The 24,590-nt window shown below is 66.7% G+C and carries 24 protein-coding genes; 10 read left to right on the forward strand and 14 right to left on the reverse strand.

The genetic code is table 11. The features are described from left to right. Nucleotides 1–57 precede the first annotated feature (57 nt). The 3 genes from QE389_RS05020 to QE389_RS05030 all read left to right on the forward strand — a co-directional run bounded on the left by QE389_RS05020 (nt 58) and on the right by QE389_RS05030 (nt 3,409). Nucleotides 58–1,326, forward strand: coding sequence for a DNA polymerase IV (locus QE389_RS05020; protein WP_307365053.1), 1,269 nt, complete (start codon nt 58–60; stop codon nt 1,324–1,326). 234 nt (nt 1,327–1,560) lie between these two features. After that, the gene (locus QE389_RS05025; RefSeq protein WP_307368925.1) at nt 1,561–2,631 is read left to right on the forward strand and encodes a nicotinate phosphoribosyltransferase; all 1,071 of its coding nucleotides are present in this window, start codon (nt 1,561–1,563) and stop codon (nt 2,629–2,631) included. Nucleotides 2,632–2,668: 37 nt separating this feature from the next. Beyond that, entirely contained in the window at nt 2,669–3,409 is a 741-nt protein-coding gene (locus QE389_RS05030; RefSeq protein WP_307365055.1) for a polysaccharide deacetylase family protein, read from the forward strand. 29 nt (nt 3,410–3,438) lie between these two features. Here the strand turns inward: QE389_RS05030 and QE389_RS05035 are convergent, their stop codons facing one another. Further along, a complete protein-coding gene (locus QE389_RS05035; RefSeq protein ID WP_307365057.1) occupies nt 3,439–3,759 on the reverse strand; it encodes a hypothetical protein in 321 nt (106 codons plus the stop codon). 3 nt (nt 3,760–3,762) lie between these two features. Then, nucleotides 3,763–4,662 (reverse strand): hypothetical protein, encoded by a 900-nt coding sequence (locus QE389_RS05040; protein WP_307365059.1) that lies wholly within the window; start codon nt 4,660–4,662, stop codon nt 3,763–3,765. A 111-nt stretch (nt 4,663–4,773) separates the two neighbouring features. Between QE389_RS05040 and QE389_RS05045 the strand changes: the two genes are divergently transcribed. Further along, on the forward strand, nt 4,774–5,232 hold the full coding sequence (locus tag QE389_RS05045; RefSeq protein WP_307365061.1) for a RidA family protein: 459 nt from the start codon (nt 4,774–4,776) through the stop codon (nt 5,230–5,232). Next, a complete protein-coding gene (locus tag QE389_RS05050) occupies nt 5,229–6,374 on the forward strand; it encodes a GNAT family N-acetyltransferase (protein ID WP_307368927.1) in 1,146 nt (381 codons plus the stop codon). Before QE389_RS05045 ends, QE389_RS05050 begins: the two co-directional genes overlap by 4 nt. 55 nt (nt 6,375–6,429) lie before the next feature. On the opposite strand, the gene clpA is transcribed toward QE389_RS05050, so the two are convergent. From clpA to QE389_RS05065, 3 genes are all read right to left on the reverse strand, one after another. Then, nucleotides 6,430–8,736 carry an ATP-dependent Clp protease ATP-binding subunit ClpA gene (gene clpA / locus QE389_RS05055; protein ID WP_307365062.1) on the reverse strand — a complete coding sequence of 769 codons (2,307 nt, stop codon included), beginning with the start codon at nt 8,734–8,736 and terminating at the stop codon, nt 6,430–6,432. Between the two features lie 13 nt (nt 8,737–8,749). After that, nucleotides 8,750–9,079 carry an ATP-dependent Clp protease adapter ClpS gene (gene clpS / locus QE389_RS05060; protein ID WP_307365064.1) on the reverse strand — a complete coding sequence of 110 codons (330 nt, stop codon included), beginning with the start codon at nt 9,077–9,079 and terminating at the stop codon, nt 8,750–8,752. Between the two features lie 168 nt (nt 9,080–9,247). Further along, nucleotides 9,248–9,718 (reverse strand): phasin family protein, encoded by a 471-nt coding sequence (locus QE389_RS05065; RefSeq protein ID WP_307365066.1) that lies wholly within the window; start codon nt 9,716–9,718, stop codon nt 9,248–9,250. Nucleotides 9,719–10,053: 335 nt separating this feature from the next. On the opposite strand from QE389_RS05065, the gene QE389_RS05070 reads away from it, so the two are divergent. Then, complete coding sequence (locus QE389_RS05070; RefSeq protein ID WP_307365068.1) at nt 10,054–11,529, forward strand: serine hydrolase; 1,476 nt, start codon at nt 10,054–10,056, stop codon at nt 11,527–11,529. Nucleotides 11,530–11,535: 6 nt separating this feature from the next. Here the strand turns inward: QE389_RS05070 and QE389_RS05075 are convergent, their stop codons facing one another. Continuing rightward, a complete protein-coding gene (locus QE389_RS05075) occupies nt 11,536–11,895 on the reverse strand; it encodes a phage holin family protein (RefSeq protein ID WP_307365070.1) in 360 nt (119 codons plus the stop codon). Nucleotides 11,896–12,002: 107 nt separating this feature from the next. Between QE389_RS05075 and QE389_RS05080 the strand changes: the two genes are divergently transcribed. Further along, nucleotides 12,003–12,440 carry an HIT family protein gene (locus tag QE389_RS05080; RefSeq protein ID WP_307365072.1) on the forward strand — a complete coding sequence of 146 codons (438 nt, stop codon included), beginning with the start codon at nt 12,003–12,005 and terminating at the stop codon, nt 12,438–12,440. Nucleotides 12,441–12,444: 4 nt separating this feature from the next. On the opposite strand, the gene QE389_RS05085 is transcribed toward QE389_RS05080, so the two are convergent. From QE389_RS05085 to cyoA, 7 genes are all read right to left on the reverse strand, one after another. Continuing rightward, nucleotides 12,445–12,981, reverse strand: coding sequence for a response regulator transcription factor (locus QE389_RS05085; RefSeq protein WP_307365074.1), 537 nt, complete (start codon nt 12,979–12,981; stop codon nt 12,445–12,447). Beyond that, nucleotides 12,978–14,303: an ATP-binding protein gene (locus QE389_RS05090; protein WP_307365077.1), complete on the reverse strand. Its 1,326-nt coding sequence runs from the start codon at nt 14,301–14,303 to the stop codon at nt 12,978–12,980. Before QE389_RS05090 ends, QE389_RS05085 begins: the two co-directional genes overlap by 4 nt. Beyond that, nucleotides 14,300–14,974, reverse strand: a complete 675-nt coding sequence (locus QE389_RS05095) for an SURF1 family protein (RefSeq protein WP_307365079.1) — start codon at nt 14,972–14,974, stop codon at nt 14,300–14,302. The genes QE389_RS05090 and QE389_RS05095 overlap by 4 nt, the downstream gene beginning before the upstream one ends. An 82-nt stretch (nt 14,975–15,056) precedes the next feature. Then, a complete protein-coding gene (cyoD, locus tag QE389_RS05100; RefSeq protein ID WP_307365082.1) occupies nt 15,057–15,446 on the reverse strand; it encodes a cytochrome o ubiquinol oxidase subunit IV in 390 nt (129 codons plus the stop codon). Beyond that, nucleotides 15,443–16,069, reverse strand: a complete 627-nt coding sequence (cyoC, locus tag QE389_RS05105) for a cytochrome o ubiquinol oxidase subunit III (RefSeq protein WP_307365083.1) — start codon at nt 16,067–16,069, stop codon at nt 15,443–15,445. The genes cyoD and cyoC overlap by 4 nt, the downstream gene beginning before the upstream one ends. 3 nt (nt 16,070–16,072) lie before the next feature. Continuing rightward, nucleotides 16,073–18,073, reverse strand: a complete 2,001-nt coding sequence (cyoB, locus tag QE389_RS05110) for a cytochrome o ubiquinol oxidase subunit I (RefSeq protein WP_307365085.1) — start codon at nt 18,071–18,073, stop codon at nt 16,073–16,075. Between the two features lie 15 nt (nt 18,074–18,088). Next, on the reverse strand, nt 18,089–19,303 hold the full coding sequence (gene cyoA / locus QE389_RS05115) for a ubiquinol oxidase subunit II (RefSeq protein ID WP_307365088.1): 1,215 nt from the start codon (nt 19,301–19,303) through the stop codon (nt 18,089–18,091). A 208-nt stretch (nt 19,304–19,511) separates the two neighbouring features. On the opposite strand from cyoA, the gene QE389_RS05120 reads away from it, so the two are divergent. Beyond that, nucleotides 19,512–20,861, forward strand: coding sequence for an MFS transporter (locus tag QE389_RS05120; RefSeq protein ID WP_307365090.1), 1,350 nt, complete (start codon nt 19,512–19,514; stop codon nt 20,859–20,861). A gap of 74 nt (nt 20,862–20,935) precedes the next feature. Here QE389_RS05120 and QE389_RS05125 read toward each other — a convergent pair whose 3' ends face one another. Beyond that, nucleotides 20,936–22,810 (reverse strand): PPC domain-containing protein, encoded by a 1,875-nt coding sequence (locus QE389_RS05125; protein WP_307365091.1) that lies wholly within the window; start codon nt 22,808–22,810, stop codon nt 20,936–20,938. Between the two features lie 94 nt (nt 22,811–22,904). On the opposite strand from QE389_RS05125, the gene QE389_RS05130 reads away from it, so the two are divergent. Both QE389_RS05130 and QE389_RS05135 read left to right on the forward strand, forming a co-directional pair. Then, a complete protein-coding gene (locus QE389_RS05130; RefSeq protein WP_307365093.1) occupies nt 22,905–23,840 on the forward strand; it encodes a bifunctional methylenetetrahydrofolate dehydrogenase/methenyltetrahydrofolate cyclohydrolase in 936 nt (311 codons plus the stop codon). 61 nt (nt 23,841–23,901) lie between these two features. Beyond that, nucleotides 23,902–24,585 carry a LemA family protein gene (locus QE389_RS05135; RefSeq protein ID WP_307365096.1) on the forward strand — a complete coding sequence of 228 codons (684 nt, stop codon included), beginning with the start codon at nt 23,902–23,904 and terminating at the stop codon, nt 24,583–24,585. Nucleotides 24,586–24,590 lie beyond the last annotated feature (5 nt).

Below are 24,590 nucleotides of genomic sequence, written 5' to 3' on the forward strand. Positions count from 1 at the left end.
GATAGTGGCGACGCAGTCTTAAGTTGGGATGAAGCCAATCTTACGGAGACCTTAAACGTGGCCATCAAGGCCATCTGCCGCGACTGCCTGTGGACCGGCCAAGACCCCGCCGGCCCGCCCGACCGACGCTGTCCGACGTGCGGTTCGCGCCGCATCGTCGCGGACCCGGAACTGGACCAGCTGTCCATCGCCCATATGGATTGCGACGCCTTCTACGCCTCGGTGGAGAAGCGCGACCGGCCCAAACTACGCGACCGGCCGGTGATCGTCGGCGGGGGCAAGCGCGGCGTGGTCTCTACCGCCTGCTATGTGGCGCGCCAGTACGGGGTGGGATCGGCCATGCCGATGTTCAAGGCGCTGAAAGCTTGTCCCGAGGCCGTGGTCATCAAGCCCGACTTCACGAAATACGTCTTCGAGTCGAAGCGCATCCTGGGCGCCTTGGGAAAGTTGACGCCTTTGATCCAGCCGCTGTCGCTGGACGAGGCTTGGGTCGATCTGTCCGGCACCGAACGGCTGAACGGCGGCCCGCCCGCGCTGCAGTTGATCCGTTTCCAGAAGCGGATCGAGGACGAGACCGGCCTGACCGTCTCCATCGGCCTGGCCCCCAACCGTTTCCTGGCCAAGCTTGCATCTGAATTGGACAAGCCGAGGGGCTTTTCCGTCATCGGCGCCGTCAACGCCCAGACGCTTCTGGCCCCGCGCCCCGTCACCGCCCTGCCCGGCGTCGGCCCGGTGTTCGGCAAGGCGTTGCGCAGCGACGGCTATGCGACCATCGGCGACCTGGCCCGCGCGGACGTGCGCGATCTGGTCAAACGCTATGGCGAATCGGGCCTGCGCCTGCACGACCTTGCCCACGCCCGCGACGCCCGCGCCGTAAACCCCGAGCGCGATCGCAAGGGGATGAGCGCAGAAACCACCTTCAACGAGGACCTGACCTCCGCCGAGGCGCTGGAGGCCGAGCTGTGGCCCCTGTGCGAGAAGCTGGCGTCCAAGGCCCGGCGCGACGGCGTCGCCAGCCGCGTCCTGGTGCTGAAACTGCGGCGCACTGACTTCAAGATCGTCACCCGCCGCATCACCCTGCCCGAGCCGATCCAGACGGCGCGCGCCCTTTTCGCGGCCGGACGCGACCTGCTGAAACCCGAACTGGGCCGCCCCTATCGGCTGATCGGCATCGGCATGGCCGACGTCCAGGACGCCGAGGACGCCCCCGCCGGCCTGTTCCAGACGACCGAGACCCGCGCCCTGAAGACCGAGCGCGCCATCGACGTGCTGCGCGAGAAGTTTGGCAAGGACGCCGTGGTGGCGGGCCGCGCCTTGAAGCCGTAGGACAGGGTATGGACCTCGCCAAACGCGCCTATGACCACGGCTTTCGCCTGGACCCGATCGTCCGCAGCCTGCTGGACACGGACTTCTACAAGCTGCTGATGTTGCAGATGATCTGGCGCGAGCATCGCGACGTGCCGGTCGTCTTCCAGGTCATCAACCGCACCAGGTCCGTGCGCCTGGCGCGAGGAAATCGACATCGACGCCCTGCGCGAGCAACTGGATCACGCCCGCACCCTGCGCTTCACCAACAAGGAACGGGTCTGGCTGGCGGGCAACAGCTTCTATGGGGTGAAGCAGATCTTCGCGCCCGACTTCATGGCCTGGCTGGCCGACTATCGCCTGCCGGATTACGACCTGTCGGTTCGGGACGGTCAGTATGTGCTGACCTTCTCGGGCGGCTGGGCCGAGGTGACGCTGTGGGAAATCCCGGCCCTGGCCATATTGAACGAACTGCGCTGCCGGGCGGGCCTGGCGCGGCTGGGCCGGTTCGAACTGGACATCCTGTATTCGCGCGCCAAGACGCGGCTTTGGTCCAAGGTCGAGCGGCTGCGGCGCCTGCCCGATCTGGCCCTGTCCGACTTCGGCACGCGCAGGCGGCACGGCTTCCTGTGGCAGCGTTGGTGCATCCAGGCCCTGAAGGAGGGTCTGGATTCGGCCTTCATCGGCACCTCCAACGTCCTGCACGCGATGGAGAACGATCTGGAGGCCATCGGCACCAATGGCCACGAACTGCCGATGGTGCTGGCGGCCCTGGCGCCCGACGACGCCGCCCTGGCCCAAGTCCCCTACGCCGTGCTGGACGAGTGGCGCAGGCATTATGCGGGCAATCTGCTGATCGTCCTGCCCGACGCCTTCGGCACCGAAGCGTTTCTGGATCAGGCGCCGGATTGGGTCGCCGACTGGACAGGCTTCCGCCCCGACTCGGCCCCGCCCATACCGGCGGGCGAACGGCTGATCGACTGGTGGCGCGCCCACGGCCGCGATCCGAAGGACAAGCTGCTGATCTTCTCGGACGGGATGGACATCGACGGGATCGAGGCGACCCACGCCCATTTCCACGGCCGCGCCCGGCTCAGCTTCGGCTGGGGCACCAATCTGACCAACGACTTCCGCGACTGCTCGCCCGCTTTTGCGCCTGAGCTGGCGCCGATCTCGCTGATCTGCAAGGTGGTGGAGGCGGGCGGACGACCTGCCGTCAAACTGTCGGACAACCCGGAAAAGGCCGTCGGCGATCCGGCCGAGATCGAACGCTATCGCCGCGTGTTCGGCGTGCGGGGCTTGTCGGCCCAGCCGGTCACGGTGTGAAACTCGGCCTTAAGTCCCATAGGGCATAAGCGGAGTCATGAACGCCTTTGTCGACAAGATGCGCCGCCGGGCCGGCCGTTACCTGGATGTCCGCCCGGTCTCGATCCGACCGGCGCGTGGGATACTGAGCCTGTCGTTCGACGACATCCCCGCCTCCGCCTGGACCGAGGCCGGGCCGGTGCTGGCGCAGCACGGGGTCACGGCGACCTATTATGTCTGCGGCGGCCTGTCGGGCGGTCGCAACCTGGACCTGCCCCAGTTCGAGGTCGAGCATCTTCAGGCCCTGCACGACGCCGGGCACGAGGTCGGGTGCCACACCTATGAGCATGTCTCTACCCTGACCCTGTCGCCGGCCGAACTGGACGCCAGCCTGGCCCGCAACGCCGCCTGGGTGGCCGAGCGGCTGGACGGCTATCAGATGCAGACCTTCGCCTATCCGTTTGGCGACTGCGCCCTGGGGGCCAAGCCGGTCATCGACAGACGGTTCCTGTGCGGGCGCGGCGTGCGCGACGGCGTGAACCAAGCCAGGGCCGACCGCAACCTGCTGCAGGCCATCGGCCTGGAAAGCCGACGCCTGCCCGGGTACGATCTGGAGGCGCTGGTCGAGGACACGGCGGCGGCGAAAGGCTGGCTGATCGCCTATGGCCACGATGTCAGCGACGCGCCGACGCCGTATGGCTGCCGTCCCGAGAACATCGACCGGCTGATCCGCCTGGCCAAGGCCGCCGATCTGGACATCCAGCCGGTCGCGGCGGCGTGGCGGTTGGCGACGGCCTAGCCCTTAAGCGGCGTCGCGATACAGGGCAGTCAAGGCTTTGCGGCCTTCGTCACCGCCCCGACGATCCAGCCCCCCACGCCGCAGACCAGGATCACGGCCAGGGTGACAAGGCCGATCTGCCCGTGGGACCACCCCAGAAAGGTCGTGGCGACCGGATGCTCCCTTTGGGTGGCCGCATCGAACACCCAGTAAACGTCTCCGCCTCGGGAGCTTGCCCCGCGCTCGACCCGCTCGCCGCCCAGCCAGTGCGCCATCAGCGGCCTGACGACGCCGTTCAGCATGACGGCGACGAACAGCGCAACGATGAACCAAAGATAGCCCAGCCAGGCTTTCGGACGTCGCGGCTTCATCGGTCAGGCGACGTGTTCGGCCCTTCGCCGATCCGCCCAAGCGATCAGCTCCTTCCTGGGCCAGATCATCAGCCAGGACCGGGCGGTGTATTCGCCCGCGTCGATCAACGCCTTCCTCGACGCCGAGGCCGTCGCCGCCCGCTCCGTGTGAATTTCGCCCGGTCCCTGATGCACCATGAAGGCGCCGCCGTTTAGGGGGTTCAGGCGCAGGTGGGCCAGGCGCGGGCTGATCTCGGTCAGGGGGGGATCGTAGAACCAGCTGGAGCCGATCATGCCCGCCAGTTCGGGCCGCGCGCGGCACAGTTCCGCCGCCGTGGCCCAGGCTTCGTTCCAGCCGTCCTCGTTGAAACCGCGCAGCCAGCGGCTTTCGGTATGGACCTCCAGCCACGGCTCGCGCCTGGCGCCGGCGGCCAGATAGCGGAACAGGGGCTTGAAGCCCCAGCCGTCGCGGACGTGTTTGACGATCTGGCCCGGCCCGACCGGCGACGACAGGTCGATGACCTGGCTCTTGGCCCCCGGCACGCTCAGCGCCAGGGTGAAGCGCACGTCCTTGGACCAGTGATCAAAGACATAGGCGCCCTCGGCCTTGTCCAGAAACGCCGCCAACTGATCGATCCAGTAGGGATAGAGAGCCATGACCTGGGGCGGCAGGTTCATCACCGCCGCTCGGTCAGGTAGTTGCAACGCCCAGGCGGCGATCAGGCCGCGCCGCACGTCGTCGCTGGCGTCCGGCGGGAGGATGGCGTCCACCGCCTTGGCGGGCATTTCGAAATCCCAGTGCGGCGCGGCCTCGGCGGCCTTCTGCGCGGCGGGAACCACGGCGGCGTCCACCCGCGCCCTGTCCTCGGCCGACAACCGCGCCAGCACGGCTTGGAAGACGGCGGCCTCGGGGGTCTGTTGCATATCCATGATCGACAGGATGGCACGGGCCGGTTGGCGAACCTTTAAAGCCCTGCGATGGGTGACGCCGCCCTTGCCGCGCGCTAAACCGCGCCCAAATCCACAGGAGATCCCATGAGCATCGAAGCCCGCATCGCCGAACTCGGCCTGACCCTGCCGGAACCCGCCAAGCCGGTGGCCAGCTATGTCTCCTTCGTCCGCTCGGGCGACCAGATCACCATCTCGGGCCAGTTGTCGAACGACGCCAACGGCGGGATCAAGGGCACGGTCGGCGTGGACGTGACGCCGGAACAGGCCGTGGACGCGGCGCGCCTGTGCGGCCTGAACCTGATCGCCCAGATCAAGGCGGCCTGCGACGGCGACCTGGACCGGGTGGTCCGCATCGTCAAACTGGGCGGCTTCGTCCAGGCCGGTCCGGATTTCGAGGCCATTCCGGCCGTCATCAACGGCTGTTCGGACCTGATGGTCCAGGTCTTCGGCGACGCGGGCAAACACGCCCGTTCGGCCGTTGGGGTCTACAAGCTGCCTCTGGGCTTCGCCGTCGAGGTGGACGCCGTCGTGGAGATCCGCTGATCTTTCAGATCTCGGTTCACGAAGGGATCGCCGACATAGGCCGCGAGGCTTGGGACGCCTGCGCGCATCCGACCGGCGATCCCTTCGTCTCCTACGATTTCCTGTACGCCTGCGAGACCTCGGGCAGCGCCGCGCCACGTCAGGGCTGGGCCCCGCGCCATCTGGCCTTAAGGGGCGAAGACAACGCGGTCCTGGGCGTCATGCCGCTGTATTTGAAGGGCAACAGCCAGGGCGAATACGTCTTCGACCACAGCTGGGCCGACGCCTATGAGCGGGCCGGGGGACGCTATTATCCCAAGCTGCTGGGCGCCGTGCCCTTCACCCCCGCGACCGGGCCGCGCTTCCTGAACCATCCGGACGAGGACGCCGCCACCGTGCGCCAGGCCCTGTTGCAGGGCGCCCTGACCTTGGTGGAGCGGCTGGGCGTCTCGTCCCTGCACGTCAACTTCCCGACCCGGGCGGAATGGACGGCGATGACCGAGGCGGGCCTGCTGCCGCGCCAGGACATCCAGTTCATCTGGCGCAACGACGGCTATCGGACTTTCGACGACTTCCTCGCCGCCCTGTCGTCGAACCGTCGCAAGTCGATCCGGCGCGAGCGGCGCGACGCCCAGGCGGATCTGAACATCCGCATCCTGACCGGCGCCGACATCACCGAGGCGCACTGGGACGCCTTTTTCGCCTTCTACATGGACACCGGCTCGCGCAAATGGGGCCGGCCCTATCTGACGCGCGACTTCTTCAGCCGCATCGGTGCGACCATGGCCGACCGCATCGCCCTGGTCATGGCGTTTCGGGATCAGACGCCCATCGCCGGCGCCCTGAACTTCGTCGGCCGCGACGCCCTGTATGGCCGCCAGTGGGGCACGCTGGACGATGTGCCCTTCCTGCATTTCGAGCTTTGCTACTATCAGGCCATCGACTTCGCCATCGCGCGCGGCCTGTCCCGCGTGGAGGCCGGGGCGCAGGGCGAACACAAGATCGCGCGCGGCTACCTGCCCTCCCCCGTCTATTCCGCCCACTTCATCGCCGACCCCGCCCTGCGCGAGCCCGTCGCCCGCTATCTGGAAGGCGAAGGCCCGGCGGTGGAGGAACAGCGGGCCGCGATGACGGCCGAGCTGTCGCCGTTCAGACAGGGCTAAGAAAAAGGCCCGGCTGTTTCCAGCCGGGCCTTCTGGCGTCTTGCCTCGCCGACGATCAGGCCGTCTCTTCTTCCTCTTCCGACTTGGCCGGGGCGCCCGAGGGGCCGGCGATGTCGAAGTCGATCTTGCCGTCCTTCAGCTGGACCTTGACGTGTCCGCCGCGCGTCAGGCGGCCAAACAGGATGTCGTCGGCCAGCGGCTTCTTGATCGAGTCCTGGATGACCCGCGCCAGCGGGCGCGCGCCGTACAGTTCGTCGAAACCGTTCTTGGCCAGCCAGTCGGCGGCTTCGTCGGTCAGTTCGATGGTGATGTTGCGGTCCGCCAGCTGGGCCTCCAACTGCAGCACGAACTTGGTCACGACCGAGCGGATCGTGTCGGCCTGCAAGGGCTTGAAGGCCACGATGGCGTCCAGGCGGTTTCTGAACTCGGGCGCAAACAGTCGCTGGATGGCCTTGTCGTCCTCGCCCTCGACCTTGCCTCGGCCGAAGCCGATGGAGGCGCGGGCGTTGTCGGCGGCGCCGGCGTTGGTGGTCATGATCAGGATGACATTCCTGAAGTCCACCTTCTTGCCGACCGCGTCGGTCAGCATGCCGTTATCCATCACCTGCAACAGGATGTTGTAGACGTCCGGGTGCGCCTTCTCGATCTCGTCCAGCAGCACCACCGCGTGCGGATGCTGATCGACGGCGTCGGTCAGCAGACCGCCCTGGTCATGGCCGACATAGCCGGGAGGCGCGCCGATCAGACGGCTGACCGTATGCCGCTCCATATATTCGGACATGTCAAAGCGCTGCATCTCGATGCCCAGGGTCGCGGCGAGTTGCTTGGCCACCTCGGTCTTGCCCACGCCGGTCGGGCCGCTGAACAGGAAGCTGCCGATGGGCTTGTTCGGATCCCGCAGACCCGCCCGCGCCAGTTTCATCGCCGCCGACACCTGTTCGATGGCCTGTTCCTGACCAAAGACCGCGCGTTTCAGATCGGTTTCCAGTTCGCGCAGGCTCTCGGTATCGGACTTGGAGACCGACTTGGCCGGGATGCGGGCCATCTTGGCGATGACGGCCTCGACCTCCTTCTGGCCGATGACCTTCTTGCGCTTGGACTCGGTCAGCAGCATCTGCGACGCCCCGGCCTCGTCGATCACGTCGATCGCCTTGTCCGGCAGCTTCCGGTCGGTCATGTAGCGGGCCGAAAGCTCGACTGCGGTGCGGATGGCGCTGTCGGTGTAGCGGACCTTGTGGTGCTGCTCGTAATAGGTCTTCAGCCCCTTCAGGATCTTGACCGTATCCTCGATCGTCGGCTCATTGACGTCGATCTTCTGGAAGCGACGCACCAAGGCGCGGTCCTTCTCGAAATGCTGGCGATATTCCTTGTAGGTCGTCGAGCCCATGCAGCGCAGCGTGCCGGACGCCAGGGCGGGCTTAAGCAGGTTGGAAGCGTCCATCGCCCCCCCCGAAGTCGCGCCGGCGCCGATCACCGTGTGGATTTCGTCGATGAAGAGGACCGCGTTGTCGTGGTTCTCCAACTCCTTGACCACCTGTTTCAGCCGTTCCTCGAAGTCGCCGCGATAGCGGGTGCCGGCCAAGAGCGCGCCCATGTCCAGGCTGTAGATGGTGGCGTCCTTCAGGACGTCCGGCACCTCGCCGTTGACGATCTTGCGGGCCAGGCCCTCGGCGATGGCGGTCTTGCCGACACCGGGATCGCCGACCAGAAGCGGGTTGTTCTTGGTCCGACGGCACAGAATCTGGATCGAGCGTTCGACCTCGGCTTGACGACCGATCAGCGGATCGACCTTGCCCTGGCGCGACTTCTCGTTGAGGTCGACGCAATAGGCTTCCAGCGCCTCGCCGCCCTGTTTGACGGCCGACTGATCCTCGGCCTCCTCGGGGCTGGCGCCTTTGGCCGGACGAGTCTCGCTGGCGCCGGCCTTCTTGGCGATGCCGTGGGCGATGAAGTTGACGGCGTCGTAGCGCGTCATGTCCTGCTCTTGCAGGAAATAGGCGGCGTGGCTCTCACGCTCCGAGAAGATGGCGACCAGCACGTTTGCGCCGGACACTTCTTCGCGGCCCGACGACTGGACGTGGATCACCGCGCGTTGGATCACGCGCTGGAAGCCGGCGGTCGGCTTGGCGTCCTCGCCGTCGGCGGTCGCCAGGGCGGCCAGGTCGTTATCGACATAAAGGGTCAGCGCCGCTTTCAGCGCGTTCAAATCCACATTGCAGGCTTGCATGACGCCGGACGCATCCGGATCGTCGATCAGGGCCAGGAGCAGATGCTCCAGCGTGGCGTACTCATGCCTACGCGCATTGGCGTAGGCCACGGCGCGGTGCAGGGTTTCTTCGAGAGGACGGGAAAACGAAGGCATCGGGAGGTTCCTCTCAGTCCTTTTCCATCGTGCATTGCAGCGGGTGCTGGTGGCGGCGCGCGGTCTCGATGACCTGGGCGACCTTGGTCTCGGCGACCTCGTAGGTGAAGACGCCGCAGACGCCGACGCCATGCTGATGCACATGCAGCATGACGCGGGTGGCCTCTTCGCGGCTCTTCTGGAAGAACCGCTCCAGCACATAGACGACGAATTCCATCGGCGTGTAGTCGTCGTTCAGGATCAGCACCCGATAGAGCGAGGGCTTCTGAAGCTTCGGCTTGGTTTCGGTGACGACGGCGGTTCCTTGTCCGCCGCCTTTTTCACCGGGCCTTTGAATGGGCATTCGTGTTCCGTAGTCGGGGAGTCGTCTTGGCTATCAGATAGGGAATGATGGCCTGATTTGAAGCCGCGTCCAGTCACGGATTACGTGAATGCCAAATCACGGATGTGAAACGAAAAAAGGCCCCGGAGCGAACCCCGGGGCCCTTTCGATTGTTCAGCGCGCTAAAACTCAGCGGGCGGCCTGGAAGGTTTCGACCGAAGCGGTGACGCGCTCGTTGATCGGCTTCAGGCTGTCCTTGACCGTCGCGGTGACGATCTCGTTGGCCTTGGTCATTTCGGCGACATAGCGCTCCATCGACTTCTTGGCCCAGGCGGTCTGCAGTTCGAAGAACTCCTGCACCGAACGGGCGGTCGTCAGTTCCTTGGAGGCGGCGACGCCCTCTTCCCACGACGACTTGGCGAAGCCGAGAGCCTGTTGCGACAGGGCTTCGGCGCCCTTCTGCGCGACGCTGGCCGACTCGACCAGGGCTTCCAGGTTCTTTTTGCCCTGCGCGTTCAGCTCGGCCAGGGAGGCGACGGACTTGTCCACGCCTTCGCGAAAGGCCTTGGCGCCGGCGGCTTGAGCGGTTTCGACCTGCTCCTTGGCCTTGGCGGCGGTTTGTTCGACGGTCTTCTTCACGGTTTCGGTGGCGTCGGCCATGATCTCATCTCCGAAGAGGCCCCGCGTGACGGGGCGCAGGGCTGGGGGAAAGCACGCTTTCTGTAGCCTGAATATATTGCACCTGCGAAAAGACTTCAAGACATTTTTGTGCAGCGCACCATGACCTTTGCGCGGTGATCGCGCATAACGGCGCTCGGCGCTTCAAATTCGCGTTGACGGGCGGTTAACCACCACGAAACCCGCGCTTCCTATGGTAGATCTCAAGTCGCGGCGGCCGGGGGGCCTGTCGCACCCTGCTCACCGAGGGTTCGTAACCGCCCATGATCTCCCTGCTCCGCCGCGGCCTCTTCGCCCTCCTCGCCTGCTCTCTGATCTTGGGGACGAACATCAGGCCGATCGAGGCCAAGGCGCAGGAAAACACCCGCTACGCCGCCATCGTCGTAGACGCCGCCACCGGAGAGGTCCTGTTCTCGCGCCATGCCGACAGCAGCCGGTTCCCGGCGTCCCTGACCAAGATGATGACCCTGTATCTGACGTTCGAGGCCCTGTCCCAGGGCAAGGCGCATCTGGACGACGTCCTGACCGTCTCGCCCCGCGCCGCGTCACAGCCGCCGTCGAAACTGGGGATTCCGGCCGGTCAGACCATCACTCTGGACGACGCCATGCGCGCCACCGCCGTGCGATCGGCCAATGACATGGCCTTGGCCATCGGCGAACATATCGGCGGGTCCGAAGCCAATTTCACGGCCATGATGACGCGCAAGGCGCATCAACTGGGCATGACCCACACCCGCTACTACACGGTCAACGGCCTGCCCGATGCGCGTCAGGTCACGACGGCCCGCGACCAGGCCACGCTTGCCCGCGCCATCATGCGGGATTTTCCCCAGTACTACAGCTATTTCGGCCTGCATGACTGGGCCTACAACGGCCGTAATTACCGCAATACCAACGGCCTGTTGCCGACGGGGCGCGGCTATGACGGGATGAAGACCGGCTACACCAACGCCTCGGGCTACAATCTGGCGGCTTCGGCCGTGCGTGACGGGCGACGCCTGATCACCGTGGTCATGGGCGGCCGCTCCAGCGCCAGCCGCAACGCCCATGTCGCCGAACTGATGGACACCGGCTTCGAGGTCGAACGCCGCCGGGCCCAGGGCGAGAGCATCCAGATCGCCCAGACCTTCTTCGAACAGCGCGGTTTCGGCGTCGGCGGCGAAAGCTCGTCCGCCGGCCCGCCCATCGCCTACGCCTCGCTGAACGCCAGCGACGACGAAGACACGGGCGCGCAATCCTCGACCGCCGTGGCCTACACCGCCGCCCCGGCGCCCGCGGCCCTGCCGACCCGCGTGGCGCCCGCGCCGTCCGAACGCGCCGCCAGCCAACGCGCGGCCGCCACCGCCCAGGCGGCGGGTCAACGGGCTGCGGTCCAACAGGCCGCCGGCCAGCGGGCCGGCGCTCCCGCGACCGCCCCGTCGTCCCGCGCGCCACACAATGTCACCGCCTCGCTGAACGGCGCGCCGCGCGGCTCGGCCGCCGCGCCCTCGACCACGCCGCGCCGAACCACGCCCCAGGCGACGCCCGCGACCGCCCGCGAAACGGCGCGCTCGCCGTCCGGCCGATGGGCCGTTCAGGTCGGCGCCTTCCGCGACGAGAAGGTCGCCAGCGACTGGCTGTCCGAGGTCAGCCGTCGCTTCCGCGTCCAGTTCGCCAGCGCCCAGCGCGACGTGCAGACGGCGGGCGACTGGTACCGTTCGCGCTTCACCGGCCTCACGGAAGACGGCGCCAAGGCGGCCTGCGACGCGCTGGCCGAGCGCCGCGTGACCTGCATGGTCATTCGCCCCGGCTGAGCCGCCTCAGGCCGAACGGCGGTCCTCTCCGCCGATGAAGGCGCCGGCCAGCCAGCTCACCACGCCGGTGACGATAGCCGCGCCGACGCCCGCCCAAAGACCGTCGACGACGAACCCGCCCAGGAACATGGCGGTCAGGCCGATCATGGCCGCATTCACCACCAGCAGGAACAGCCCCAAGGTTACGATCGTAATCGGAAAGGTCAGCACCACCATGATCGGTCGCACGACGGCGTTGACTATGCCCAGGAGGACGGCCGCCGCGATCAGCGAACCGGTGTTGGTGAAATCGACGCCGGGCACCACCTGGGCCGACAGCCAAAGGCCCGCCATGGTGACGAGCGCCTGAATGATGAAACGGATCATGGCGTCCTCTTGAGGATTGAAGCTTCGCCTTAATGCGCGACGACGCCGAAGGCTCCCCTCGTCCGCTCCCGACTGCTATCCAGGGGCGAGCGATACGGAGACCGCCCATGAGCCTGCACGGCGCCTACGACCCCGACAACATCTTCGCCAAGATCCTGCGCGGCGAAATTCCTTCGGTGAAGGTGTGGGAAGACGACCACGTCCTGGCCTTCATGGACGTCTTTCCTCAATCCGAAGGCCATGTGCTGATCATCGCCAAACAGTCCCAGGCCCGCAATCTGCTGGAGGTGGAGCCCGAGGCGTTGCAACGCCTGACCGCCGCCCTTCAGCGCACGGCCAAGGCGGTCGAAAAGGCGCTGAAGCCCGAAGGTCTGGCGATCATGCAGTTCAACGGCGATGCAGGCGGCCAGACCGTGTTCCACCTGCATTTCCACATCGTTCCGCGCTGGCGCGACCGCGACCTGAAGGGCCACGGCCACGCCCCGATGGCCGACGCCGCGACCCTGCAAGCTTTGGCCGACCGGATCGCCGCCGAACTGGACTGAACCTTCAGGTCACGCGGCGCTTTTCCAGCTTCCGGGCCAGGGTGCGGCGGTGCATGCCCAGCCGCCGCGCCGCCTCTGAGATGTTGAAGTCGGTTTCCACCAGGGTCTCGTGAATCCGCTCCCACTCCAGGGTCTTGATCGAGGTGGGCCGGGCGCCCAGCGGCGTTTCCGCATCGCCGCCGGCTCGGCCGAAGGCGGCCTCGATGTCGTCGGTGCCGGCGGGCTTGGCCAGATAGTGGCGCGCGCCCAGCTTGATCGCCTCCACCGCCGTGGCGATGCTGGCGAAGCCGGTCAGAACGACGATGTCCATCTGGGGATCGAAGGCGTGCAGCGTCTCCACGCAGCTCAGGCCCGAGGCGCCGCCCAGTTTCAGATCGACCACGGCATAGCCGGGCCGGTGTGTCTTCAGCACCTCGGCCATGGCCTCGGGCCCGTTGGCGCTCACGACAACATAGCCGCGCCGTTCGAACGAGCGTTTCAGCGTGGCCGAAAAGGAGGCGTCGTCCTCCACGATCAGCAGACGTCGTGCGTCATCGGTCATCGCAGTTCTCCTTCCTGCGGCGCCAGGGCCGACAAGGGCAGGCTCAGCCGCACCTCGCCGCCGCCCGCCGGCGGATTGGCCGCCTCCACCGCGCCGCCCAGAGAGCGTATCACGTTCATCAGCAGGAACAGGCCCAGCCCCGCCCCCGGCCGCGCCTTGGTGGAGGTATAGGGCTTGCCCAGACGGTTCAGGATTTTGGGCGCAAAGCCGGGGCCGTCGTCGCGAACCGCGATCTCCAGCAGTTCGCCCGCCTGGCCCAGGGTCACGACGATCCGTCGCGCGCCCGCCTCGGCGGCATTGTCGAACAGCACGCCCAGCACCTGGCGCAGGGCCGGATCGGCGATGATGGCCGGGTCCTGGCTCAGTTGGTCGCGGATCTCCACCGCCACGCCCTCGGCGCCGCTGGCGTCGACTACGGCCCGGATGAAGGCGCGCACCGTCGTGCGCTCGGGCGCCTGCCCCCTCGCCTCGCCCGCCGACATCAGGATGCCGGTGACGATGGCCTTGCACCGCTCGACCTCGGCCCGCATGGTCGTCATGTCCTGAGCAAGATCGGAATCCTCGGCCAGGCGCGGCATCCGCTTCCAGTCGCTCAGGATCACCGACAGAGACGCCAAGGGCGTGCCCAGTTCGTGCGCGGCGCCCGAGGCCAGAAGCCCCATCCGCACGATATGATCATGCTCGACCGCGTGCTGGCGCATATCGGCCATGGAGGCGTCGCGCGCCCTCAGGTTCTGGCTGATGCGCGTGACGAACAGCACCAGCAAAACCGCCATCAGCACGAAACAGATCAGGCTGCCCTGCAGATACAGGCTCAGCAGCGCGTCCTCGCGCGTTGGCGGCAGGGCCAGGGGGCGGTTGCGCAGCCCCAGGCCCGCGAAACACAAGCTGGTCAGGGCGATCAGCGCCCAGGCATGGACCGGCGCCAGCAGCACCGCCCCCAGCACCACCTGCAGCAGATAAAGCGCCACGAACGGATTGGCCGCCCCGCCCGTCAGATACAGCAGCCAGGTCAGGGCCGTCACATCGGCCAGCAAGGCGAACATCAGCCCCTGGTCCGTTACGCCGCCCGCCCGCGCCGAAATGGCGGCCGACAGCAGATTGACCGCCACCAGCCCCGCCGGCGCCATCAGCAGCAGCCCGACCGGCAGCGGAATGCCCATGGCGTAATGAACCAGCAGAATGGTCGCCACCTGCCCCGCCACCGCCAGCCACCGCAGCTGGATCAGCAGCAGCATGTTCCGCCGGTTGGCGCCGTCGTGCGACAGGACGCCCTCGGTCCAGCCTCCCAGTCCCAGCAGATGACGGAGGGACGGGTTCATGAGCGGCGCCGCCGTTCCTCGCGCAGAAACAGGCCATATCCCGCCAGGGTCAGCAGGGCCATGCCGAACCAGGTCAGGGCGTAGATCAGATGGCTGTTGGGAAAGCGGATGACCGTCAGCCCCCCGCGCGGCCAGCCGCCCGGATTGGCCTGCCCGTCCGCGTCGACGAAATAGGGCGCCGCGTGCGTCAGCCCCCGCCGCGCGGCGATGGCGGCGACGTCGCGTGATCGCCAGCGGTCTCCGGCCAGATCGTTGGCCCGCAGGAAGCCGCCCTTGGGCTCACTGATCCGCAACAGGCCGACCACGGTGCGCCGTCCCACGACCTGGCCGTCTGCACGCATCGCCGGATCGCGCCGTTCGGCCGTGACGAAGCCCCGATTGACCAGGACGGTGAAGCCGCGATCCTCCGCCAGGGGCGTCATGATCCAGAAGCCCGCGCCCAGGTCCGTCACCGCCTGAACCAGGGTCTCCTGATCGTGACGAAAGACGCCGTGCAGGACCACACGCCGATACTGATCGCTCTCTCGCGTAATCGCTGACCAGCGGTCCGGGCCAGGCGCCGCAATGGGCGCAGCGTGGACGCGGGCGTCCACCTGGGCGATCAGGGCCGTTTTCCAGGCCAGACGCTGCACCTGCCATCCGCCCAGCGCCAAAAAGCCGACGAACAGCACCAGCGCCGCGATCGAGGCGAAGATGCGCGTCGATCGCGATCGCGGCGCAGGGACGGGTGAATGGTCGGTGATCGCGCCCTCGTCAGCCCATCATCTGCGACATGTCGTGCGTCGCCGGCATCATATTGGTGTTCAGGTGGTACATAACCCACAGCGAACCCGACAGGGCGATGACCACCACGATGACGGTGAAGATCAGCGCCAGCATGGTCCAGCCGCCCTCCGACTTGGAGTTCATGTGCAGGAAGTAGATCATGTGGACCACGATCTGCACGACGGCGAAGCCCATCACCAGAAGCGCCGTCGCCTGTTTGGGCAGAACGCCCGTCATGACCAGGGCGAAGGGGATGGCCGTCAGGATCACCGACAGCACGAAGCCGATCATATAGCTCCTGAACGAGCCGTGATTGTGGGCCTCGTGGCCGAGGTGATCGGTCTCGTGGGACTCGGGCGAGTGGTTTTCGGCGCTCATCGCAGCATGCCCAGCAGATAGACGAAGGTGAAGACGCCGATCCAGATGACGTCCAGGAAGTGCCAGAACATCGACAGGCACATCAGGCGGCGCTTGTTGGCGGGGATCAGACCCTTCCAGCTGACCTGAACCATCAGCGTCACCAGCCAGATGATGCCGAAGGTGACGTGCAGGCCGTGGGTGCCGACCAGGGTGAAGAAGGCCGACAGGAAGGCGCTGCGCTGCGGCGTGGCGCCTTCATGGATCAGATGCGCGAACTCGTAGAGTTCGATCCCCAGGAAGGCCAGGCCGAACAGGCCCGTGATCGCCAGCCAGATCAGGGTCTGACGCTGGTTGTTGCGATCCATCGCCAGCATGGCGAAGCCGTAGGTGATGGACGAGAACAGCAGCATGGCGGTGTTGATCGCCACCAGCTCCAGGTCGAACAGCTCCTTCGGGCCCGGCCCGGCGGCATAGTTGCCGCCCAGCACGCCGAACACGGCGAACAGCATCGCAAAGATGAGGCAGTCGCTCATCAGATAGAGCCAGAAGCCCAGCATGGTGCTGGAGCCTTCCTCGTGGTGCGGCTCCTCTTCCAGGTGGAAGACGGTCGGGTCGTCCAGTTTGATCGCGGTTGCGCTCATGGATCAGCCCTCCGTTCCGGCCAGGAGGCGGGTCCGCGCCTCCTCGGTTTCGCGCACCTCATCCGCCGGGATGTAATAGTCGCGCTTGTAGTTGAAGGTATGGCCGATGGACACGGCCAGCACGCCGACGAAGCACAGAGCCGCCAGCCACCAGATGTACCAGACCAGCGCCAGGCCCATCACCAGGCACAGGCCCGAGATGATGACGCCCGACCCGGTGTTGGACGGCATGTGGATGGCCTTGTAGCCGCTCAGCGGGCGCTGATACTTCTTCTTCTTCATGTCCCACCAGGCGTCGGCGTCATGCACGACCGGCGTGGAGGCGAAGTTGTAGGCCGGGGGCGGCGAAGACGTCGCCCACTCCAGGGTGCGGCCGCCCCAGGGGTCGCCCGTGGTGTCGCGCAGCTTGTCGCGGTTGATGATCGACACGGCGAACTGGATGAACATGGCCGCAATGCCCAGGGCGATCACGCCCGCGCCGATAGCGGCGATGATGAACCAGATCTGCAGCGACGGATCGTCGAACACCCGCATCCGGCGCGTCACGCCCATCAGGCCCAGGACGTACAGCGGCGCAAAGGCCAGCCAGAAGCCGGGAATCCAGCACCAGAAGCTGATCAGCCCCCACTTCTTGTCCAACTTGAAGCCAAAAGCCTTGGGCCACCAGAAGTTGATGGCCGCGAACAGGCCGAACAGAACGCCGCCGATGATCACGTTATGGAAGTGGGCGATCAGGAACAGCGAGTTGTGCAGCACGAAGTCGGCCGGCGGCACGGCCAGCAGAACCCCAGTCATGCCGCCGATCACGAAGGTCAGCATGAAGGCGACCAGCCACATCATCGGCAGTTCGAACCGGATGCGTCCCCGGTACATGGTGAACAGCCAGTTGAAGATCTTCGCCCCCGTCGGGATCGAGATGATCATGGTGGTGATGCCGAAGAAGCTGTTCACCGACGCGCCCGAACCCATGGTGAAGAAGTGGTGCAGCCACACCAGGTACGACAGCACCGTGATGACGACGGTGGCGTAAACCATCGACGTATAGCCGAACAGCTTCTTGCCCGAGAAGGTCGAGGCGATTTCAGAAAAGACGCCGAACAGCGGCAGGATCAGGATGTAGACCTCTGGGTGGCCCCAGATCCAGATCAGGTTCACGTACATCATCGGATTGCCACCGAAGTCGTTCGTGAAGAAGTTGGTGCCGACGTAACGGTCCAGCGTCAGCAGGGCCAGAACCGCGGTCAGGACCGGGAAGGACGCCACGATCAGCACGTTGGTGCAAAGCGAGGTCCAGGTGAAGACGGGCATCTTCATCATGCCCATGCCCGGCGCGCGCATCTTCACGATGGTGGCGATCAGGTTGATGCCGGACAGGGTGGTCCCCACCCCCGCGATCTGAAGCGCCCAGATATAGTAGTCGACCCCGACCCCGGGACTGTATCCGATGCCCGACAGCGGCGGATAGGCCAGCCAGCCGGTGCGCGCGAACTCGCCCACGAACAGCGACGCCATGACGATGATCGCCCCGGCCGTCGTCATCCAGAAGCTGAAGTTGTTCAGGAAGGGGAAGGACACGTCGCGCGCGCCGATCTGCAGCGGCACGACATAGTTCATGATGCCCGTCACCAACGGCATGGCCACGAAGAAGATCATGATCACGCCGTGGGCGGTGAAAATCTGGTCATAGTGGTGGGCGTTCAGATAGCCCTCGGAGCCCCCGAAGGCCATGGCCTGTTGCAGACGCATCATGATGGCGTCGGCGAAGCCGCGCACGAACATGATCAGACCCAGGATCATGTACATGATCCCGATCTTCTTGTGGTCCACAGTGGTGAACCACTCCTTCCAGAGATAGCCCCACAGTTTGAAGTAGGTCAGGGCGCCCAGCAGGGCGGCCCCGCCCAGTACGACCACCACCATGGTGGCCAGCACGATCGGCTCGTGCGGCAGGGCCTCAAGCGTGAGGCGCCCGAACAGCATTGGAATGAGGGTGTCGGCGTTCATCGGCTAGGCATTCGCTCAGGCGTTGGGGGCGGAACGGATGTCGGTCGAGACCGGCCCCGCGGCGAAGGAATTGGACGTCAGCGCCGCCATCGGCGTGACCTTGTGCGACACCCCCTGCCCCGTCAGACGATCCAGGCTGACGGGCGTTGCGACGGCCTGTTGCTCGGACTGGCGCATGCGATCGGCGGCGGCCGCCTCGGCCTGCAGCGGCGTGCAGATGGTCATGACGTAGCTTTCGTTCGACCCGAAATAGGCCGGCGATTTCCCGCGCCCGGCGTATTTGTCGTAGATCAGGGGCATGGTGTTGCGCACCGAGGCCAGGCTGAGGCCGCCCTTGCGGTCGATCTGCATCATCTCGCCCATACACATCTTGCCCGGCTCGACGCACATATTGAGGATCGCGTCCCACAGGGCGCCGTCCACCTGGCCGAAATACAGCACCGGGACCTTCTCGCTGGGCTTTTCCAGTTCCAGATAGCGGTCGCGATCCAGCGGCTGTCCGCCCTGACGCACGCCGGCGATCCAGCGGTCGAACCCGGCCTGGTCCAGGCCATGGAAGGCGAAGCGCATGTTCGAAAAGCCGTCGCCCGAATAGTTGGCCGAGAAGCCCTGATACTCGCCGGGCTTGTTGATGACGGCGTGCAGCTTCGTCTCCATGCCCGGCATGGCGTAGATCTGACCGGCCAGGGCGGGAATGTAGAAGCTGTTCATCACCGAGGACGAGGTGATGTGGAAACGGATCGGACGATCGACAGGCGCGGCCAGTTCGTTGACCGTCGCCACGCCGTACTGCGGATAGATGAACATCCACTTCCAGTCCAAGGCCACGACATTGACCTGCAGCGGCTCGACGTTCTCGGCGACGGCGTGGCCCGGCTTGATCCGATCAATGGGCCGATAGGGGTCCAGCAGGTGGGTGCCGGCCCAGGTCAGGGCGCCCAGGCAGATGATGATCAAGAGCGGCGCGGCCCAGATCACCAGCTCCAGCGAGGTGGAGTGGTCCCAGTCGGGCTGATATTCGGCCTCCTTGTTCGACGCCCGGTACTTCCAGGCGAAGAAGACCGTCAACCCCATCACCGGCACGATGATCAGCAGCATCAGCAGGGTGGAGATCATCAACAGGTCGCCCTGCTGGGCGGCGACGTCGCCCGCCGGCCTCAGGACGACCAGATCACAGGCCGACAGCAGAGCCACGACAGGCGCGAGCAAAAGTAGGCGCAGACGGCGCAAGGCGGCTCCAATCGGAAAGCGTCGGGCAAGGGGGAGGCGCCGCGACGGTTGGCGTTTGAACGTGCGCCGATAGTCAGCTTCGATCTGGAACGACATTGGACAATCTGTCCTATCCTCTTGCAGCCGCTTTCATCGCAAAGGGCGCCCGGTCATAATGCGGCGATCCGCCGTGCCGCCCAAATTCAAGTCCTACGGAGCGCCCTAGCCCATGTCCGCCTCGACGACCCCTTCGTCAGAGTCGCTGGAACGCGACGCCGCCGCCCTCCACGCGCATCATGGCAAGGTCGACGCCGGCGAGATCGCCATCGGCGTCATTATCGGCCGAACGTCCGAGTTTTTCGACTTCTTTGTTTACGCCATCGCCTCGGTGGTCGTGTTTCCGCAGTTGATCTTCCCCTATGTCGGCGCTGTGGAGGGCACACTGCTGTCTTTCGCCGTCTTCGCCCTGGCCTTCCTGTTCCGCCCGCTGGGCACGGTCCTGTTCATCGCCATCGACCGCAAGTTCGGGCGTGGGGCCAAGCTGACCACGGCCCTGCTGCTGCTGGGCACCTCGACCGTGTCGGTGGCCTTCATCCCCGGCTATGAGACGGTCGGCCTGTGGGCGCCTGTGCTGCTGGCCCTGACCCGCATCGGCCAGGGCGTGGCCCTGGGCGGCGCCTGGGACGGCCTGGCCTCCCTGCTGGCTCTGAATGCGCCGGAGAAGAAGCGCGGCTGGTACGCCATGATCCCGCAACTGGGCGCGCCCATCGGCCTTATGGTCGCCTCGGCCCTGTTCGCCTTCTTCCTGAACACCCTGTCGGCGCCCGACTTCCTGGACTGGGGCTGGCGCTATCCCTTCTTCGTGGCCTTCGCCATCAACGTCGTGGCTCTGTTCGCCCGTCTGCGCATCGTGGTGACGCCCGCCTTCCAGAAGCTGTTCGAGACCCGGGACCTGCAGCCGACGCCGGTGTCCCAGGCCGTGCGCGAGGAAGGCCCCAAGATCGCCATCGGCGCCTTCGCCCCCCTGGCCAGCTTCGCCATGTTCCACATGGTCACTGTCTTCCCCCTGTCGTGGGTCTTTCTGTTCACCAAGGAAACGCCCGTCCGCTTCCTGTTGATCGAGATGGTCGGGGCCGCCTTCGGTCTGGCCTCCATTCTGGCCTCGGGCCTGCTGGCCGACCGCTACGGCCGCCGCACCCTGTTGGCCGTCACCGCCGCCGGCATCGCCGCCTTCTCGGGCTTCGCGCCCCAGCTTCTGAACGGCGGCCCGATCGGGGAGCTGGTCTTCATGATCTCGGGCTTCATCCTGCTGGGCCTGTCGTTCGGCCAAGCCTCGGGTCCGGTGGCCTCCAGCTTCAGCCTGACGAACCGCTACACCTCCTCGGCCCTAACGTCCGACCTGGCCTGGCTGTTCGGCGCCGGTTTCGCGCCCCTCGCGGCCCTGTGGATCTCCAGCCAGTTCGGCCTGATCGCCGCCGGCGCCTATCTGCTGTCGGGCGCGATCTGCACCTTAGTGGCCCTGTGGCTGAACCGCGAACTGGCGCGCAGTTCCTCGGACAAGGCGCGCCCCGCCCACTGATCCCAAAGACCTCGGGCGGGCGGCTCACGGCCGTTCACCCGAGCGTCACCTGTCCAGAAACGCGGCCTGAGGGCTCAGGGCTGCCGTGCGGACGTCACTGCGGCCTCACGGCCGGCGCCGGCCGGCTGGCGTTCCACCGTCAGGGCGTAGGGGCCGGTCTGGTTCGGCGCATAGGCGCGGGCGCGAATGACGTACCAGCCGTCGTCCGGCGCAGTCCAGTCCAGCCGGGCGTGCTTGTCCGACAGGCCGTCGTCGTCGGTCGCCAGACTCTCGAACGGCTCGCCGTCGGACCCCAGGTCGATGAAGGCGTCGAAGGCGTTCGAGACCAGGGTGATCCGCAGCTTCTCGTCCTTCTTGGCCTGGAACCGATAGGCGTCGAAATAGGCGCCTTCGTCCGTCATCGCGTCCTTGTCGGACAGTTCGCCCCGCACGGTTGCGCCGACCAGCAGGCTGCCGGGCCTGGGCTCCGGTCCCCGGTCGCTCAGCTCCAGCGAGTACAGCCCCTTGCCGTCGGCGGCGTAGGGCGTGACCCGCACGATATAGTCGCCGTCCGCCGGCAGGGTGTAGGTGATGCGCGCGTCCGTGCCCTCGCCCAGGCCGTCGTCGTCGCTGGCGTCGGCGCTGAACTCGCCCGACGCCGACCCGATCTGCAGGAAGGAATCGAAGTCGCCCGACCGCAGGATGGCCTGGATGCGCTGCCCTTCCTTGCCCGAGACGACATAATCGACATACCGCCTGCCGTCCTCTTCGCGCGGCGCGTCCTCGGTGATCTCGCCCTCGATCGTCTGCCCCAGGGCGACCGGCGCGGGCGGCGGCGGCGGCGCGGTTTCGGTGACTTCCAGGGTGAAACGGCCCTCGCCGTCTCCGCTGAAGGCCCGCGCCTCGATCACATAGTCGTCGTCGGCCGGCAGGGTGTGGGTGACGCGCGAGTTGGTGCCGTCGCCCCCGTCGTCGTTCTCCGCCACCACCGAATTGTCCGAGGCGCGCCGCAGGGTCAGATAGGTGTCGAACGCGCTGGCCTTCAGCTCGATGGAAACCCGCTGACCGTCCGCGCCGTGGAAGCGATAGAATTCGGCCCGGTGTCCGTCATCATCCGTGGGGCTGGTCTCGCTCAGCGCGCCCTCGACCTTTTCGCCCAGGGTGATCGGCTTGGCCGCCGGCGCGGGCGGCGCCTCGGCCAGCCCCAGGGAATAGCGCCCCTGCCCGTCCGAAAAGGCGGTGGCGCGGATCACATAGTCTCCGGCCGCCGGTGCGGCGAACACCAGGCGAGAATTCAGGCCCGTGTCGGCGCCGTCGTCGTTCTCGGCCAGTTTGACGAAGTCGCCATCCGTCATCCGCCCGACCTGAACGACGGAATCGAAGTCGTCCGATTCCTGGCTGACGATGAACCGCTGCCCTTCCGTGGCGCGGAAGACATAGGTGTCATAACGGTGGCCGTCGTCGTCCTCCGGGTCGCGTGCGCTGATCTCGCCCTGCAACGTCTGATCCAGGCGGATGGCCGTCGGGCGCGGCCCGCGCGGCGACGGCGGCCGTTCGATCAGCGACAGGTCATAGGCGCCGCCGTCCGTCCCGCCCAGGGTGCGGGCGCGCAGCACATAGACGCCGTCCTTGCCCACCCTGTAGCGCAGGCGTGCGTTCGTGCCGTCGTCCAGGCCGTCGTCGTCCTCGGCCAGGGGCGTGTCGCTCCCCTCGGCGTACAGCGCCAGATAGGCGTCGAAGGCGTCCGACCGCAGGGTCGCCTCCAGCCGCTGTCCCGTGCGGGCCTGGAAACGATAGTCGTCATAGACGTAGTCCCCGTCGTCGGCCGCCGCCTTGGCGTCCTCCGCCGTCAAGGCCCCCTGCACCGACCCGCCGATGCGGATGGAGCCCGCGTCCTGCGCGATCGCAGGCCCTGCGGCCCCCAGCAGGGCCGCCACGCCGGCGGCGGCGACGAGGGTGGGACGCTTCATGAAATCCTCCGCAGATTCGCCGCGATCATAGACGCCGAACCCGCCCGGCTGTAAATCGCCGCCATCCCGATTTCTCCCTCCCGGAACCCGTTCCATGTCGGCCCAAGACCCCAGCCCCTCTTCGTCCGCCGTCCTGATCGACGGCAAGGCTTTCGCCGCCGGTCTGGTGGAGCGCGTCGCCGCCGCCTCGGCCCGCCTGGAGGCCCGACAGGGGGTCAAGCCGGGCCTGGCCGTGGTCATCGTCGGCGAAGATCCGGCCAGCCGGCTCTATGTCCGCAACAAGGGCGAGACGACCCTGAAGGCCGGAATGCGATCCGACACCCACCGTTTGCCGGACACCGCCACCCAGGCCGAACTGCTGGCCCTGATCGCCGATCTGAACGCCGACCCGGGCATCCACGGCATTCTGGTCCAGTTGCCCCTGCCCAAGGCCATCGACGCCTCGGCCGTGCTGGACGCCATCGACCCGGACAAGGACGTGGACGGCTTTCACGTCGTCAACGCCGGGCGCCTGGCCGTCGGCCTGCCCGGCCTGATCCCCTGCACGCCGCTGGGGTCGCTGATGCTGTTGAAGGATCAGTTGGGCGATCTGACCGGCCTGAACGCCGTCATCGTCGGCCGCTCCAACATCGTGGGCAAGCCGATGGCGCAACTGCTGCTGGGCGAAAGCTGCACCGTCACCGTGGCGCATTCCAGAACGCGCGACTTGCCCGCCCTGTGCCGCACGGCCGACATTCTGGTCGCCGCCGTCGGCCGGCCCGAGATGATCCGGGGCGACTGGATCAAGCCGGGCGCGACGGTGATCGACGTGGGCATCAACCGCGTGCCGTCGGCCGATCCGGTCAAGGCCGCCGAGGGCAAGACCCGCGTCGTCGGCGACGTCGCCTTCGCCGAGGCCGTGCAGGTCGCCGGCCGCATCACCCCCGTGCCGGGCGGCGTCGGCCCCATGACCATCGCCTGTCTTCTGGCCAACACCTATTCGGCCGCCTGCCGCGCCAACAATCTCCAACCGGAGCCATTGGACGCTTGATGCATTGAGGCGGCGGGTCGATAGTCGGCCTCCACGGCGACAACGCCGACAGGGAGATGTCATGGTCCGCCTCAACGCTCGCTCGATCGCGCTCACCATGGCGCTTCTGATCACGCCCGCCGTCGCCGGCTGCGGCTACAACACCATTCCGACCAAGCAGGAACGGGCCGAAGCCGCCTGGGCCGATGTCCAGAGCCAGTATCAGCGCCGCGCCGACCTGGTGCCGAACCTGGTCGCCACGGTCCAGGGCGCCGCCATCCAGGAGCGAACGACCCTGACGGACGTGATCAACGCCCGCGCCCGCGCCACCTCGGTCAATGTCTCGGCCGACAGCCTCAGCGATCCTCAGGCGTTCCAACAGTATCAGCAGGCCCAGGGCCAGTTGTCCGGCGCCCTGTCGCGCCTGCTGGTGTCGGTCGAAGCCTATCCCCAGCTTCAGGCCAATCAGAACTTCCTGACCCTGCAGTCGCAGCTGGAAGGCACCGAAAACCGCATTCAGATCGCGCGGCGCGACTACAACGAGGCGGTCCGCGACTACAACACCACCCTGCGCACCTTCCCCAGCGTGATCTGGGCCAAGACCCTGCAGTCCGGCTCCAAGCCGATGCAGTTGTTCACGGCCACGGCCGAGGCCCAGTCCGCGCCCCAGGTGAACTTCAACCTCGGCAACCCGCCCTCCAACGCCGCCGCGCCGGGCGGAACCGCCGCGCCTGTGACGCCCGGCGCGACCCCGCCGGCCCGGTAAGTCCT

The organism is Brevundimonas sp. SORGH_AS_0993 (assembly GCF_030818545.1).
GTDB lineage: Bacteria > Pseudomonadota > Alphaproteobacteria > Caulobacterales > Caulobacteraceae > Brevundimonas.

What these genes read in the sequence shown, in the direction of transcription:
- QE389_RS05030 (WP_307365055.1), top strand. Translation starts at nt 2,669, where the DNA reads ATGAACGCCTTTGTCGACAAGATGCGCCGCCGGGCCGGCCGTTACCTG.
- QE389_RS05035 (WP_307365057.1), bottom strand. Translation starts at nt 3,759, where the DNA reads ATGAAGCCGCGACGTCCGAAAGCCTGGCTGGGCTATCTTTGGTTCATC.
- QE389_RS05040 (WP_307365059.1), bottom strand. Translation starts at nt 4,662, where the DNA reads ATGCAACAGACCCCCGAGGCCGCCGTCTTCCAAGCCGTGCTGGCGCGG.
- QE389_RS05045 (WP_307365061.1), top strand. Translation starts at nt 4,774, where the DNA reads ATGAGCATCGAAGCCCGCATCGCCGAACTCGGCCTGACCCTGCCGGAA.
- clpA (WP_307365062.1), bottom strand. Translation starts at nt 8,736, where the DNA reads ATGCCTTCGTTTTCCCGTCCTCTCGAAGAAACCCTGCACCGCGCCGTG.
- clpS (WP_307365064.1), bottom strand. Translation starts at nt 9,079, where the DNA reads ATGCCCATTCAAAGGCCCGGTGAAAAAGGCGGCGGACAAGGAACCGCC.
- QE389_RS05065 (WP_307365066.1), bottom strand. Translation starts at nt 9,718, where the DNA reads ATGGCCGACGCCACCGAAACCGTGAAGAAGACCGTCGAACAAACCGCC.
- QE389_RS05075 (WP_307365070.1), bottom strand. Translation starts at nt 11,895, where the DNA reads ATGATCCGTTTCATCATTCAGGCGCTCGTCACCATGGCGGGCCTTTGG.
- QE389_RS05080 (WP_307365072.1), top strand. Translation starts at nt 12,003, where the DNA reads ATGAGCCTGCACGGCGCCTACGACCCCGACAACATCTTCGCCAAGATC.
- QE389_RS05085 (WP_307365074.1), bottom strand. Translation starts at nt 12,981, where the DNA reads ATGACCGATGACGCACGACGTCTGCTGATCGTGGAGGACGACGCCTCC.
- QE389_RS05090 (WP_307365077.1), bottom strand. Translation starts at nt 14,303, where the DNA reads ATGAACCCGTCCCTCCGTCATCTGCTGGGACTGGGAGGCTGGACCGAG.
- cyoD (WP_307365082.1), bottom strand. Translation starts at nt 15,446, where the DNA reads ATGAGCGCCGAAAACCACTCGCCCGAGTCCCACGAGACCGATCACCTC.
- cyoC (WP_307365083.1), bottom strand. Translation starts at nt 16,069, where the DNA reads ATGAGCGCAACCGCGATCAAACTGGACGACCCGACCGTCTTCCACCTG.
- cyoB (WP_307365085.1), bottom strand. Translation starts at nt 18,073, where the DNA reads ATGAACGCCGACACCCTCATTCCAATGCTGTTCGGGCGCCTCACGCTT.
- QE389_RS05120 (WP_307365090.1), top strand. Translation starts at nt 19,512, where the DNA reads ATGTCCGCCTCGACGACCCCTTCGTCAGAGTCGCTGGAACGCGACGCC.
- QE389_RS05125 (WP_307365091.1), bottom strand. Translation starts at nt 22,810, where the DNA reads ATGAAGCGTCCCACCCTCGTCGCCGCCGCCGGCGTGGCGGCCCTGCTG.
- QE389_RS05130 (WP_307365093.1), top strand. Translation starts at nt 22,905, where the DNA reads ATGTCGGCCCAAGACCCCAGCCCCTCTTCGTCCGCCGTCCTGATCGAC.
- QE389_RS05135 (WP_307365096.1), top strand. Translation starts at nt 23,902, where the DNA reads ATGGTCCGCCTCAACGCTCGCTCGATCGCGCTCACCATGGCGCTTCTG.